General features: G+C 67.6%; 17 protein-coding genes. 14 read left to right on the top strand and 3 right to left on the bottom strand.

All coding sequences use genetic code 11. From position 1 onward, the window contains the following. The first annotated feature begins 95 nt into the window (after positions 1-95). The gene (locus tag ACFWO8_RS06940; RefSeq protein WP_378944859.1) at positions 96-782 is read left to right on the top strand and encodes a metal-dependent transcriptional regulator; all 687 of its coding nucleotides are present in this window, start codon (positions 96-98) and stop codon (positions 780-782) included. A gap of 3 nt (positions 783-785) precedes the next feature. Continuing rightward, positions 786-1,766 carry a UDP-glucose 4-epimerase GalE gene (gene galE, locus ACFWO8_RS06935; protein ID WP_378944856.1) on the top strand — a complete coding sequence of 327 codons (981 nt, stop codon included), beginning with the start codon at positions 786-788 and terminating at the stop codon, positions 1,764-1,766. A 10-nt stretch (positions 1,767-1,776) separates the two neighbouring features. On the opposite strand, the gene ACFWO8_RS06930 is transcribed toward galE, so the two are convergent. Together ACFWO8_RS06930 and ACFWO8_RS06925 are read right to left on the bottom strand one after the other, a co-directional pair. Next, a complete protein-coding gene (locus ACFWO8_RS06930) occupies positions 1,777-2,943 on the bottom strand; it encodes a DUF4192 domain-containing protein (protein WP_378944852.1) in 1,167 nt (388 codons plus the stop codon). A 146-nt stretch (positions 2,944-3,089) separates the two neighbouring features. Further along, a complete protein-coding gene (locus ACFWO8_RS06925) occupies positions 3,090-3,812 on the bottom strand; it encodes a sensor domain-containing protein (RefSeq protein ID WP_378944849.1) in 723 nt (240 codons plus the stop codon). A gap of 419 nt (positions 3,813-4,231) precedes the next feature. Here ACFWO8_RS06925 and ACFWO8_RS06920 point away from each other — a divergent pair, with 419 nt between their 5' ends. The 5 genes from ACFWO8_RS06920 (at position 4,232) to ACFWO8_RS06900 (ending at position 10,835) form a co-directional block, all read left to right on the top strand. Beyond that, positions 4,232-5,176 (top strand): PAC2 family protein, encoded by a 945-nt coding sequence (locus tag ACFWO8_RS06920; protein ID WP_378944846.1) that lies wholly within the window; start codon positions 4,232-4,234, stop codon positions 5,174-5,176. Positions 5,177-5,203: 27 nt separating this feature from the next. After that, positions 5,204-7,702 (top strand): DEAD/DEAH box helicase, encoded by a 2,499-nt coding sequence (locus ACFWO8_RS06915; RefSeq protein WP_378944841.1) that lies wholly within the window; start codon positions 5,204-5,206, stop codon positions 7,700-7,702. Positions 7,703-7,805: 103 nt separating this feature from the next. Next, the gene (locus ACFWO8_RS06910) at positions 7,806-8,909 is read left to right on the top strand and encodes a type III PLP-dependent enzyme (RefSeq protein ID WP_378944837.1); all 1,104 of its coding nucleotides are present in this window, start codon (positions 7,806-7,808) and stop codon (positions 8,907-8,909) included. Between the two features lie 8 nt (positions 8,910-8,917). Next, positions 8,918-10,120 (top strand): adenosylmethionine decarboxylase, encoded by a 1,203-nt coding sequence (gene speD, locus ACFWO8_RS06905; RefSeq protein ID WP_378944834.1) that lies wholly within the window; start codon positions 8,918-8,920, stop codon positions 10,118-10,120. A gap of 154 nt (positions 10,121-10,274) precedes the next feature. Beyond that, the gene (locus ACFWO8_RS06900) at positions 10,275-10,835 is read left to right on the top strand and encodes a hypothetical protein (RefSeq protein ID WP_378944831.1); all 561 of its coding nucleotides are present in this window, start codon (positions 10,275-10,277) and stop codon (positions 10,833-10,835) included. A 43-nt stretch (positions 10,836-10,878) separates the two neighbouring features. Here the strand turns inward: ACFWO8_RS06900 and ACFWO8_RS06895 are convergent, their stop codons facing one another. Then, positions 10,879-11,085 carry a 4-oxalocrotonate tautomerase family protein gene (locus ACFWO8_RS06895; RefSeq protein ID WP_378944829.1) on the bottom strand — a complete coding sequence of 69 codons (207 nt, stop codon included), beginning with the start codon at positions 11,083-11,085 and terminating at the stop codon, positions 10,879-10,881. Positions 11,086-11,161: 76 nt separating this feature from the next. On the opposite strand from ACFWO8_RS06895, the gene ACFWO8_RS06890 reads away from it, so the two are divergent. The 7 genes from ACFWO8_RS06890 to ACFWO8_RS06860 all read left to right on the top strand — a co-directional run bounded on the left by ACFWO8_RS06890 (position 11,162) and on the right by ACFWO8_RS06860 (position 13,670). Next, a complete protein-coding gene (locus ACFWO8_RS06890; protein WP_378944826.1) occupies positions 11,162-11,470 on the top strand; it encodes a hypothetical protein in 309 nt (102 codons plus the stop codon). Then, positions 11,467-11,892, top strand: a complete 426-nt coding sequence (locus tag ACFWO8_RS06885) for a hypothetical protein (RefSeq protein ID WP_378944823.1) — start codon at positions 11,467-11,469, stop codon at positions 11,890-11,892. The genes ACFWO8_RS06890 and ACFWO8_RS06885 overlap by 4 nt, the downstream gene beginning before the upstream one ends. Continuing rightward, a complete protein-coding gene (locus ACFWO8_RS06880; protein WP_378944819.1) occupies positions 11,889-12,188 on the top strand; it encodes a hypothetical protein in 300 nt (99 codons plus the stop codon). The genes ACFWO8_RS06885 and ACFWO8_RS06880 overlap by 4 nt, the downstream gene beginning before the upstream one ends. 176 nt (positions 12,189-12,364) lie before the next feature. After that, entirely contained in the window at positions 12,365-12,706 is a 342-nt protein-coding gene (locus ACFWO8_RS06875) for a hypothetical protein (RefSeq protein WP_378944815.1), read from the top strand. 7 nt (positions 12,707-12,713) lie between these two features. After that, entirely contained in the window at positions 12,714-13,082 is a 369-nt protein-coding gene (locus tag ACFWO8_RS06870) for a hypothetical protein (protein WP_378944812.1), read from the top strand. Positions 13,083-13,117: 35 nt separating this feature from the next. Further along, on the top strand, positions 13,118-13,381 hold the full coding sequence (locus ACFWO8_RS06865) for a hypothetical protein (protein ID WP_378944809.1): 264 nt from the start codon (positions 13,118-13,120) through the stop codon (positions 13,379-13,381). Positions 13,382-13,397: 16 nt separating this feature from the next. After that, on the top strand, positions 13,398-13,670 hold the full coding sequence (locus ACFWO8_RS06860) for a hypothetical protein (protein ID WP_378944806.1): 273 nt from the start codon (positions 13,398-13,400) through the stop codon (positions 13,668-13,670). Position 13,671: the final 1 nt, after the last annotated feature.

Below are 13,671 nucleotides of genomic sequence, written 5' to 3'. Positions count from 1 at the left end.
GTGGCGTTGACATGCAGTAGAAATAGGGCCGCTGGTCCGACGGGCGGACCGGTGTTCGCGCGTGGGTAGAATTCGTCCTGACGAAGGGGTATCAGGTGAAGGATCTGGTCGACACCACGGAGATGTATCTCCGTACCATCTACGACCTCGAGGAAGAGGGCGTGGTGCCCTTGCGGGCGCGTATCGCCGAACGCCTCGAGCAGAGTGGTCCGACGGTGAGCCAGACGGTCGCGCGGATGGAGCGCGACGGCCTGTTGCTCGTCGCCGGCGACCGCCATCTCGAGCTCACCGACAAGGGCCGGTCCATGGCCGTGTCGGTGATGCGCAAGCACCGGCTCGCCGAGCGGTTGCTGGTCGACATCATCGGATTGGACTGGGAGAACGTGCACGCCGAGGCGTGTCGCTGGGAGCACGTGATGAGCGAGGAGGTGGAGCGGCGCCTGATCGAGGTGCTCAACCACCCGACCACCTCGCCCTACGGCAACCCGATTCCCGGCCTGGACGAACTCGGCCTCAGCGACGCTCCCGCCCCCGAGGAGAAGCTGATCCGGCTCTCCGATCTGCCCAACGGCGCGCTGCACGCGGTGGTCGTGCGCAGGCTGGCAGAGCACATCCAGACCGACCCGGAGGTCATCGGGCGGTTGCGTGAGGCGGGCGTTGTGCCCGACGCCCGCGTTACCGTGGAGACCAAACCGGGTGCGGTATTGATCACGGTGCCGGGCCACAACGGTTTCGAACTGTCCGAAGAGATGGCGCATGCCGTCCAGGTGAGGCTGGTCTGATTCGTGAAACTCCTTGTCACCGGCGGCGCCGGCTACGTGGGTGGCGGCTGCGCCGCAGTGTTGCTCGAAGAGGGCCACGAGGTTGTCGTCGTCGACGACCTCTCGACCGGTAATGCCGACGGCGTCCCGGCCGGTGCCCGATTCGTCGACGGCGATATCGCGGTCGCCGCCCCCGACCTGCTGCGTGCCGAATCCTTCGACGGCGTCCTGCATTTCGCGGCACAGTCGCTGGTCGGCGAGTCGGTGGAGCAGCCGGAGAAGTACTGGCACGGCAATGTCGTGAAGACGCTGACGCTGCTCGAGGCGATCCGTGAGACCGGCACGCCGCGCCTGGTGTTCTCCTCCACGGCCGCGGTGTACGGCGAGCCAGAGCAGGTCCCGATCACCGAGGACTCGCCCACTCGCCCCACCAATCCCTATGGTGCGAGCAAGCTGGCCATCGATCACGCCATCACCTCCTACGCGGTGGCGCACGATCTGGCCGCGACGAGCCTGCGCTACTTCAACGTGGCAGGCGCCTATGCCGGACTCGGCGAGAACCGGGTCGTGGAAACACATCTGATCCCCCTCGTGTTGCAGGTGGCGCTGGGTCACCGCAAGGCCATTTCGGTGTACGGCACCGACTGGCCGACGCCGGACGGTACGTGTGTGCGCGACTACATCCACATCCGCGATCTGGCGCAGGCACACCTGCTCGCGCTGTCGTCGTCGCAGCCGGGCACGCACCGGATCTGCAACCTCGGTTCGGGCACGGGTTTCTCGGTGCGCGAAGTGATCTCGGCGTGCGAGCGGGTTACCGGCCTGCCGATCGAGACGATCGACGCACCGCGGCGCGCGGGCGATCCGGCCGTACTGATCGCCTCCAGTGACCGCGCGGTCGCCGAACTGGGCTGGCAACCCGAGCACAACGACCTCGACGAGATCGTCTCCGACGCTTGGGATTTCCTGCGTTCCCTCGGCACGAACGCCCACAGCGCTCGCTGAAACGCCTGCCTCATCCGGCGATCGGGCCGATGTCGACCCCGAGATCGGCGGCGATCTGGTGGCCACAATGCGCGAGTCTGCGTAGCCGTTCGGGCCGCAACCCGGTCTGCAGCGAAGTCTCCAGCAGTGCCGCCATCGCGTGCTCGGCGTCGGCCTCGACGGCGGCGGCGATAGCGACACCGGCGAACGGTCCGTCGCCGCGCAGGTAGGCGCTGAAGCCGAGCAGGGCCGCGGCCTCGGCGCGGTCGGAACCGGAAGTCGCCCGAGCCAGCTGTGCCCACAGCAGCTCGGCGGCTTCGGCGTGATCGCCCAGCGCCAGCCCGTACATGGCGTCGCGGATCGGCCGGTCACGCAGGTTCGCGGCCAGTCGCGCGAGTTCGCGCTCGGCACGCGGTGCACCCGACGCGGTGTCGGCGATCTGCCACAGCACCCATTCCAGTGCCCGCCGCTGGTAGGCCACCATGTTCCCGGCGCGCGTCGCCGCCGCCAGCCCACCCCGATACCACGCGTCCGCCGCCCCGAGCTGGGCACGCACTCGCGCGCTCAGCAGGTCGTCGGGAATCATCAGCGCGGTCATCTCGTGGCGGGAGCCGCGAATCTGCTTGCCTTCCAGCACATGTGACACCGCGACGATCGAGGACGCCGGGTCGGCGACCAGGCCGGTCCCGACCGTGCCGAACACGCTGGAGTAGCGCTCGCCCACCGCGATCGCGGGCACCGACCAGGCACCGCGAACCGCGATCCCGTCCTCGGCGAACACGTCGATCAATTCGGCCGCACGCAAGACTTCCTCACCCTCGAACTCGGCGCGGTCCTCGACGAAGACGGCGAGCACCCCGGTTGCCTCTTCGCGCAAGCAGATCGATGCCAGGCAGGCGGTGAACTGGTCGAGCAGCCGCATGTCGGTGGCCGCGTCGAGGTCGAAGCGCACTACTGCCTCGATTGCCTCGGACCCGCCACCCGCCACCTCGTGCAGAACGGCGACAACGAGGGATCGTTCGGGGACGAAGCCGAGCATCGCGGGCAGGGCGGCGATCAGTTCACCGGGTTCGTCGACGCGCAGCGGTGGGCGTGGCAGGCCGCCGGGATAGCGGGGGGTGGATTCGGCGCAGCCGAGTGCGCGGGGAAACGGCCCGGTGCGCTTGGCCCGGCGGGTGGGGTTCGTCGAATGCGTCATGGCTCCACTGTGCCCGCCGCCTACCGCACACGCGGCGCACCGACCTGGGCTTTTATCCGCCCTGTGAGTAGCGCCGGAGCTGTGGAGAAACCCCGGTCCCGGCGATGCGCCGCCGGCGAATCTGTCAGCGCCTCGTGGTAGGCGCGTCAGCTGCCGTTCACGGAGGCAACGGTTGTCGCGAACATTTCGTCCACGGCGGCTGTATCCGGTTGTCCGGCACCGAAAGTCATCGACGTCACCGTGATGCGCACGTCGCCGATCTGCCCGATCGAGGTCTGCATCGTCTGTGTCAGCCCCGCACCGCCGACCTCGGGAACTACGGTGCGCCGCAACGCTATCGCATCGTCGGTACCGGCAGGCGCGGCCTGGTCGAGCACGGTCGTGACGGTGGAGCCCGCACCGGCCCGCCGGACCTGGATCTGCCCGCACTCGTGGAGCCGATCGCGCAGTCGCGCCACCGGCTCGGGGCTACGCGACAATTCGACGGTGAGGGTGGCCCGGCTCGCGTCGTCGGTCCCGACCGCTACCGCCGCGGGCTCCCCACCGGGCTCGGCCTCGGTCGGCATGCACTGCGCCGGGCTGACCGTCGCGCCCGCCCCCACTCCGTCGAGATCGCCCGCGGCCGCCGTCGCCGCCTGCGCGGGCAGCACCACCGCCGGGTACCGAGCCGGAAAACGCGAAGGTGAAGGCAGTAGGTCGGCCAATGCACCATCGACCTGTCGCACCGACACCGCGCTCTCGGCGACCGGCGTCCCGCTGACGCTCTGCGCGCATCCGGTGAGCGCGAACGACACTGCCGCCAACCCCAGCCACCAGCGACGCAGGCCCGGATCACCCGTACGGATCGGTGTCGCCTGCGCCACGTTCACACCGTCCACTGTGCCCCACCGCGTCGATCTGCCCGGTCGCGCCACGCCGTCCGGGAAGTCGCGGCGTGCACAAGACCCAGGTCAGCAGCCCGGCCGCCACACCGGACGGGAATGGGCGAACAGTCCACGACCACCGCCAGCAGCCCGATCACCACACCCGGCGGGAATGCGTAGAGAGCCCACGACCACCGTCAGAAGCCCGGTCACCACACCGGGCGGGAATGCGCGGAGAGCCCACGACCACCGCCAGAAACCCGATCACCACACCCAGCGGGAATGCGAGGAGAGTCCATGCTGTTGCCTACCAGGACGAGCCGTCCCCGGCCGTGTGCGATGGCACTAGCTCGCGTGGGGGACAATGGAGATCCGCTTCCCCACCCCCGCGAGCGATGGTGGACCGCGCAGGAAGGAGAAACGCGATGGATGACCAGTCGCATATGTACGAACTGGAGTTCCCGGCGCCGCAGTTGTCCTCGGACGACGGTGCGGGCCCCGTGCTGGTGCACGGCCTGGAAGGTTTCACCGACGCCGGACATGCCGTGCGCCTGGCGACGACCCATCTGCGCGAGAGCCTCGAATCGGAGCTGGTCGCGTCCTTCGATGTCGACGAGCTGCTCGACTACCGCTCGCGCCGGCCGATGATGACGTTCCAGACCGACCATTTCGCCGACTACGCCGAGCCGGAACTGAACCTGTGGGCGTTGCGCGACACCGCAGGCACTCCGTTCCTGCTGCTCTCGGGCCTGGAACCGGATCTGCGCTGGGAGAAGTTCACCACCGCGGTGCGACTGCTGGCCGAACAGCTCGGCGTGCGCCGCACGATCGGCCTCTCGGCGATTCCGATGGCGATCCCGCACACCCGTCCGCTCGGTGTCACCGCGCATTCCTCGGACCGTTCGCTGATCGGCGAGCACCAGCGCTGGCCGGGCGAGTTGCAGGTGCCAGGCAGCGCGTCGTCGCTGCTCGAGTACCGGATGGCCCAGCACGGCCACGAATCACTCGGGTTCTCGGTGCACGTGCCGCACTACCTGGCCCAGACCGACTATCCCGAGGCCGCGCAGACGCTACTGGAGAATTTCGCCGACAACGCGGGCCTGGATCTGCCGCTCTCGGCGCTGGGTGAGGCGGCCGCACGCGTGCGCGAGCAGGTCGCCGAGCACATCGCGGGCAACGAGGAGGTGGAGACGGTCGTCACAGCGCTGGAACGCCAGTACGACAGCTTCGTCACCGCCCAGGAAAGCCAGTCCAGCCTGCTGGCCGCTGATGGTGAACTGCCCAGTGGTGAGGAGCTCGGCGCGGAGTTCGAACGCTTCCTGGCCGAGCAAGGTGGTTACGACGACACCGCCGGCGACGGTAAGGACTGACCCGCCGGACCCACTAGGGTGGTCGGAGTGGATCTGACCGACCTGCTGGAAATTCCCGGGACCGACGCCGACGCGCTCTACGAGTCGTTCGCGGCGTGGGCCGCCGAGCAGGGCACACCCCTGTATCCAGCACAGGACGAGGCGCTGATGGAGTTGGCGTCGGGATCCCATGTCATTCTGGCGACGCCGACCGGCTCCGGAAAATCTCTGGTGGCGGTCGGCGCGCACCTGTTCGCCATGGCCAACGGGCAGCGCAGCTATTACACCGCGCCGATCAAGGCCCTGGTCAGCGAGAAGTTCTTCGCGCTGTGTGAGGTGTTCGGCGCGGAGAACGTCGGCATGGTGACCGGCGACGCGGCGGTCAACGCCGACGCCCCGATCATCTGCGCCACCGCGGAGATCCTGGCGAACCTGGCGTTGCGCGAGGGCGCGGCGGCCGAGGTCGGCCAGATCGTGATGGACGAGTTCCACTTCTACGCCGACCCCGATCGCGGCTGGGCGTGGCAGGTGCCGATCATCGAACTCCCCCGCGCCCAGTTCCTGCTGATGTCGGCGACTTTGGGGGAGGTGGATTTCTTCGCCACCGATCTCGAGGCGCGCACCGGCCGCTCGACCTCGGTGGTCGCGGGCACCGAACGTCCTGTCCCACTGACGTTCTCGTACGTGCGCACGCCCATCACCGAAACCCTCGAAGAACTGGTGACCACCCACCAGGCACCGGTCTACGTCGTGCACTTCACCCAGGCCGCCGCCCTCGAACGCGCGCAGGCACTGACGAGCGTGAACTTCGCCTCCCGCGCCGAGAAAGACGCGATCGCCACCGCCATCGGCGATTTCCGGTTCGCGTCGGGCTTCGGTAAGACCCTGTCGCGCCTGATCCGCCACGGCATCGGCGTGCACCACGCGGGCATGCTGCCCAAATATCGCCGCTTGGTGGAGAAGCTCGCCCAGGACGGCCTGCTGAAAGTGGTGTGCGGCACCGACACCCTCGGCGTCGGCATCAACGTCCCGATCCGCACCGTGCTGCTCACCGGCCTCACCAAATACGACGGTGTGCGCACCCGCAGGCTCAAGGCCCGTGAGTTCCACCAGATCGCCGGACGCGCGGGCCGTGCGGGCTACGACACGATGGGCACCGTGGTGGTGCAGGCACCCGAGCACGAGGTGGAGAACACCCGCCTGATCGCCAAGGCGGGCGACGACCCGAAGAAGCAGCGAAAAGTGGTGCGCCGCAAGCCCCCCGAGGGTTTCGTCTCCTGGAGCGAGGAGACCTTCGACCGTCTCATCGCCGCCCCGCCCGAGCCGATGGTGTCGCGCTTCGCGGTGACGAACTCGATGCTGCTCAACGTGATCGCCCGCCCCGGCAACTGTTTCTACGCCATGCGTCACCTGCTCGAGAACAACCACGAGCCGCGCCCCGCGCAGCGCAAGCACATCCTGCGCGCCATCCGTCTCTATCGTTCGCTGCGTGATGCCGGTGTGGTGCAACAGCTTTCCGAACCCGACGCGAAGGGCCGGATGGCGCGGCTCACCGTCGACCTGCAACGCGATTTCGCGCTCGACCAGCCGCTGTCACCGTTCGCACTGGCCGCGTTCGAACTCCTGGATCGCGAAAGCCCCACCTACACACTCGATGTCGTCTCCCTGATCGAGGCGACCCTCGAGGACCCACGCCAACTGCTGATGGCCCAGCAGCACAAGGCCCGTGGCGCCGCTGTCGCCGAAATGAAGGCCGAGGGCATCGAATACGAAGAGCGCATGGAGCTGCTCGAAGAGGTCACCTGGCCCAAGCCGCTGTCGGAACTGATCGACCCCGCGTTCGAGACCTACCGGGCCGGACACCCCTGGGTGTCGGAATTCGCGCCGTCGCCGAAGTCGGTGGTACGCGACATGATCGAGCGCGCGATGACCTTCGCCGAGCTGATCTCGCACTACGAACTGACCCGCTCCGAAGGCGTCGTGCTGCGCTACCTCGCCGACGCCTATCGGGCCCTGCGCCGCACCGTGCCCGACGCCGCGCGCACCGAGGATCTCGACGATCTCACCGAATGGCTCGGCGAACTGATCCGCCAGGTCGACTCGAGCCTGCTCGACGAGTGGGAACAGCTCACCAATCCCGGCGCCGAGAACGATGCCCAGCAGGTCGCGTTCGGCGCCGAAACGGTGCGCCCGATCACCGCCAACGAACGCGCCTTCCGGATCATGGTCCGCAACGCCATGTTCCGTCGCGTGGAGCTGGCCTCGCGTCGCCGCTGGTACGAACTCGACGAGCTGGGCACCGGCCCCGACTGGGCCGAGGACTTCGCCCCCTATTTCGACGAGTACGCCACGATCGGCACCGGTCCCGACGCGCGCGGCCCGCAACTGTTCCAGATCGAGCAGCGGCCGGGTTTCTGGCATGTGCGCCAGGTGATCGACGACCCGTCGGGCGATCACGGCTGGGCGCTGACGGCGATCGTGGATCTCGAGGAGTCCGACGCCGCGGGCGAGGTCGTGTTCGACGAGGTCACAGTCACAGCCGGCTGAGTAATACCAGCTGCCTATGACGAATATGACGAATGTTTGACGGATTCGTTGTTGGGTAGGCGCCGCTGATAGTCTCTCCCGGCCGCCGAGGAGAAAGTTCACCGTGCTCGATTCCCCGTACCTTGTCATCGACCCCGAGCGGGTACGTGCCAATTACCGAACCCTCGACGCCGCCGTCTCCACGGACACCCGGATCAGGTACGCGGTCAAAGCGGCACCGGTGGCCCAACTGATCACCCTGCTCGACGACGAGGGCGCCGAATTCGACGTCGCCAGCATCGGCGAGATCGACCAGTGCCTCGACCTCGGCGTCGCCCCCGAGCGGCTCTGCTACGGCAACCCGATCAAGAAGAGCGCCCACATCGCGCGCGCCTTCGCCCTCGGGGTACGCCGCTACGCCTTCGACACCGAAGACGACCTCGACCGCATCGCCGAGCACGCGCCCGGCTCCGAGGTCGAGTGCCGATTCCTGTCCTCGGCCCCCGAATCACGGACGCCGTTCGGCACCAAGTTCGGGTGCGCGCCCGCCGAGGCCCTGCGACTGCTGGTGCGTGCCCATGACCTGGGCCTGACGGTCGGCGGCCCCTATTTCCACGTCGGCTCCCAGCAGCTCGACCCCGCCGCCTGGCGGATCGGCATCGAGCAGGCCGGTGAGATCGTCAAGGCATTGGCGGACAAGGACATTCACCTCACGGCGGTCAATGTGGGCGGCGGTCTGCCGATCTCCTACGCCGAACAAGCCCCCGAACTCGACGCGATCGCGGCCGCCATTTCGAGCGCCGCCGCCGAGTTCCTGCCCGCGGCCACCGGCCTGATCGTGGAACCCGGCCGTGCGCTGGTGGGTAACGCGGGCACCATTCACGCCGAGGTCGTCGGCGTGCGTTTCGCGCCGGATGGCCGGCGCTGGGTGTATCTCGACATCGGCCGATACAACGGTATGGCCGAGACCGAGAACGAGTACATCGCTTACCGTTTCGTCACCGATCGCGACGGCGATCCGGTCGAGGAGGCGGTGGTCGCGGGTCCGACCTGCGACGGCGACGATGTACTGTATCAACGCACGAAGGTCCTTCTGCCGACCACGTTGCGAGCCGGTGACCGGATTCAGATCCTGCACACCGGCGCCTATACCGCGAGTTATTCGTCGGTGTCCTTCAATGGTTTTCCGCCCTTGACCGTTCATGTCTCGGGCGCTGAGCGAGAGTGAGTTTGCCCATGACGGCGGAATTCACCGGTTGGCACGTGCTGGCCGAGTTCGGTGGCGTCGACACAGACCTGTGTGACGATCTCGAACGACTCGAATCGGCGTTGCGTGAAGCTCTGCTCGCGGCGGGCGTCACCATCTGCGAAGTCGTACATAAAAAGTTCGATCCGCAGGGGGTGACCGTCCTCGCGCTGTTGGCGGAGTCGCACGCCTCGATTCACACTTATCCGGAGTCCGGCGACATCTTCGTCGACGTCTTCACCTGCGGCAGCATCGGTGCGGGCGCGACGAAAGCAGTCGACCTGCTCCGAGACAAGTTGTCCCCCACCACTGTTCGGATGCAGGTGGTCCAGCGTGGCCACGGCGCCGAGAAGATCTACGAACCGGTGGGCGACGGCCTGACCCGGATCTGGGATCTGCACGAGGTGATCGTCGATACCAACACCCCGTTCCAGCACATGGTGATCGCGCGGACCGATCAGGGGATCTCCCTGTTCTCCGACGACGATCGCCAGTCCACCGAGTTCTCGCAGGTCACCTACCACGAGGCCATGATGGTCCCGGCGTTCGTGCTGGCGGAGAAGCTCGATCGGGTGCTGATCATCGGTTCCGGTGAGGGTGTGGCCTCGCAGATGTCGGTGGCGGCCGGGGCGAGCCTGGTCGACCATGTCGACATCGATCAGCGCGAAGTGGAGCTGTGCGCCGAGCACCTGCCCTACGGCTACACCACCGCCGAGCTCACCGCCGCCGTGGCCCACGAGGGCCCGATCCACGTGCACTACGCCGACGGCTGGGATTTCCTGGCCAAGGCGCAGCAAGCCGGCACCCGCTACGACGTGATCGTCATCGATCTCCCCGACGAGCGCGTCGAGGATGCCCAGCACAACCGCCTCTACGAGTCGGAGTTCCTGTCCCGATGTAAGGCACTGCTGGCACCCGGCGGCGTACTGACGGCGCAGGCGGGTTGCGCGACCATGTGGCGCAACGAAACGCTGAAGCGTTCCTGGGGCCGTTTCCAGGAGCAGTTCGCCACCGTGGTCCCCTACGGCAGCGACGAGCACGAGTGGACCTTCCTGTTCGGCCTGAACGAGAAGATCGACGACCCGGTCCGCGGCATGCGCGACCGCCTCGCCCTGCTGCCCTACCGCGCCGAAACCATCGACGCGCGGGCACTGGAGCGCGGCGCGATCGAGCCATACGCCCTGCGCGGCTGATTCTCGATACGCGAGAAGGCGGTGACCCGGAGTTCCGGGTCACCGCCTTCGTCGTTCGCCGGCACCGCCGATCCGGCGGATTCGCCGGTCCGCGGGCGGCGACCGGGCGACACTGGTCAGTACCCGAGCCCGCCAGTGCAGAATCGAGCCAGCAATGACGCAGACACCGTTGTCCGCAAACGGCCTGATGCCGGTCCGCCGACCGTCCGATCATCGGCCCCGGCTGGACGCGCTGTCCGCGGCGGGAATCGCCGAGTTCCCTCGCCTGTTCGCCGCGGCGCCCGCGGTGACGACAGCCGATTTCGCGCGCCTCGAGGGTGATCTGGTGATGCGTTCGTTCCCCGGGTCCGCGCAGCGGGTGCTGGGACCACTGATGGCGCGGCCCTCGTACTCATGGGTGGGGAAATCGTTTCGTCACGTGGACGACGCCATGGCGGTCGGCCACAATGTCTTTCGTCTCCTCGGCGGTGTCCGCGCGCTGAGCTTCGTCGCGACGGTGGGCGATTCGGTGGTCGACGGCAAGTCCGCGGTGCGGCTCGACTACGACGATTCCCGCACGGGTCCGCGCAGCCCCGCTCGCGGGATCTACGACGAACTGCGCGAGATCGAGCCGGGATTGTGGCTGGGGCCCAGCTATTTCGTGACGCGCGGGAGACGGATCTCGATGGGCTGGTTCGCCCTCGACGCCTCGGTCGAGTTCGACAGTTTGCTGTGAGCCGGGCGCAACCGTTGCGCGCACCCGGCTCGTCAGCGGGGACTCATTCCGCGGCGGCGCGCCGAGCGCGATACTCGGCGACGTTCACCCCGCCCACACCCCAATCCGTCAGCGGCACTTCGTCGATCACGACATAAGTACTGTCGGGGGCCTTACCGAGCACGTCGAAGAGCAGATCGGTGACGCCTCTGATGAGCTGTGATTTCTGCTCCGGAGTGACATTCTCATCGGTGACCTTAGTTAATGTCATATAGAGGGCGTAATGGCCTGAGCAGGCAGAACGCGCCATCTCGGTCCAGTATCACTCATCCCGAGAGGCCGTCTCCATGACCACCACCGAAGCCTTCCCCCACGCTCCCGAGACCATCGCCGCCGAGCTCGTCACCAACATGCCCGAGTTCGGCCTACATGCCATGCCCGGTTACGCCCGGATCGCGATCACCCACCGCTTGGACCTCGTCCTCACCACCGACGTCTTCAACTCCACGCTGATCCTGTGGGAGCTCACCGGCCACATCGGCGACGGCCGCCTGGCCTCACAGCGTGCCGACGTGGTGGCTGGCGAGCTGCCCGCCGACCCCGTGGCAGCGCTCGCCCAGGTGACCAACCTCTGCCAGGTGTGGGCCGACCGGTGACCGCCCCGAGCGCGACAGAGCGCGCCGACGACTGGCGCTCGAGGCGCGACAGGAACGACGGTCGCGTCCCCGCATTGGCGTCCTTCCACCCGCTCGACGCCGACCACCTGGCCGAGCTCATCGGCCAGATCCTCGACCGCGACGACCTGTTGATCCGCGTCGACCTGCGGGGATTGCAGCGAGACCTCCAGATGCAAGGTGTCGTCGGGACGGCCCTGCTGGATCGGCTACGCAACGAGTACCCGAAGCTGTCGTGGGACACCTGCGGTCCAGCGGTCTACGCCTACCCCCGCGACTACGCCAAGCGGGATGAAGTCTTCGGCGAGACCTGGCAAGCGTTGGGCTTGACGATCGACGAGACCGATCGCCACATCTCAGCCAAAGGCACCGTCGACGGGTGGGATGTGGTGGTGCACCGATGACCGCCCCCACCGAGGTCGCGACTCTCACCCCGCAGGCACTCGCCGCGGCGACGATCGCCCTGTGCCGACCGGGCACCGTCACCCGCCGGCATGTCTCCGACCGGGATGGGTCAGTCACCCTCACCCTGCGCGCCGGTGTCACCGTCCGGATCGCCCAGAACTCCTGGGCCGCCGGTGGTGGGCTCACATGGCGGGCGTACGTCGAGGGCGGCCATGTCGGCGATGATCTGCCGGGTGATCGCCTGGAGGCGGTGGCCGTGATGATCACTGTCTGCGAGTCCAGGGCAGGGGCCTAGCCGCTGCCAGCGTGCGCGCACCAATGCCAGGCCGCGGTCTACGTCGGCCTGGCATTGCCGTGTCCGGGGAGTCATGCCTGGTTAGACGCGGTGGACAGGCCCGAGGTTCCCGGCATTTCGGACCGATTCCTGGGCGGGTGTAGACAGCTCTACACATTGATTGTAGAGTCGTCTACATGAGCAACGCGATCGATTACAGCATCGGCCCCTTCCCTGGCCAGGCTGAGGACCAGCACCGCTGGATCATCACCGACACCGCTGGCGAAGTCGCGTCGCTCTACGCCGACCTGAACACCGGCGAGATCAACAGCGTCGACGTGCGCGCCGACCGCCGCCGCGAAGGCATTGCCCGTCGCCTCTACGAAGCCGCCGTCGCCCAGGTCGACATCTACCACGCCCCCGACGTGCACTGCACCCCCGAAGGCTTGGCCTTCAAGAACGCGATGGGCGGCGAAACCATCCCCGACGAGCTGGCCTACTTCACCGAGTGGGAACTCAACCAAGACGAGGAGATCTGACATGGACATGAGTGACTGGGTAGGCGAGTCCTGGGGCGAGCTCACCCCCGACCAGCAGCAGCGAATGAACCAGCTCGGCGACGATGTTGGCAAGATCTGGAGCGACCCCGATGACCAGCCGACCCGCGATGTCGCGCTCGCCGCCGGGCTGGACTACATGCTGGACCGAGAGTCGGTCGCGGTCCTTGCTGGGGATTCGATGTTGGAAACCTTCGGCGACACCCTCGCCTCGTGCCGCCGAGATCTGCAATACGCGCTCGCCCGGTGCCAGATCGCCGCTGTCCTCGCTAGCGAAGACGGCGTGCCGGAAACCCGCATCGCGCACGAGGCCGGTGTCGACCGCATGACCGTTCGAAAGTGGCTCGGCAAGCGGTGAGCACCGACCCGATCTCGCCTGAGGAGGCAGCCGTCATGGCTGCCGTGATCGACGCGATCGAGCCCGACACATCCATCACCGCCGAACACCTGCACCGGCACCTCGTCGCGGAGATGTCGGACCCACCGAGCCTGGTCGACGTGCGATCCGCGCTGGCGATCCTGCGGATGCCGAACCTCACCTACCGGCCAGGCGAGTCGTCAGCCGCGGTGCTGGATCGGATGCGAGCCATGCTCGACCGCGCCGAGAATCCCCCAACAGTTGACCTCCAGCAGTACCTGGGAAACCTCCCATACTGAGCGGTACGATTCGCTCATGCGTTCGATCCTGTGGCGTCTCCGCGACGGCAGCGTGGTCGAGCCCGGTCGCCTCTACCGCACGCGCCGAGGGTGGGTCGAGCCCGAACCGGCCGCCTGCCCGAACGGGCACCGTCTCGGCCCTGGCCGGGTGCTTGTCGGCAAGATTGCCTGCGCTGCGGTGGGCCTCCATCGCACCCACGCCTGCCGGACGTGCGACGCGGTGATCATGTGGCCGCCCCTGACCGATGCGTGCGACCACCGGGTGTTCGATGAACGGCGAGACCAGTAGC

The sequence above is a fragment of the Nocardia sp. NPDC058480 genome, assembly GCF_042720495.1.
GTDB lineage: Bacteria > Actinomycetota > Actinomycetes > Mycobacteriales > Mycobacteriaceae > Nocardia.
The sequence above is the reverse complement of the archived record's forward strand: the minus strand, read 5'-3'. Positions and strand labels throughout refer to the sequence as shown.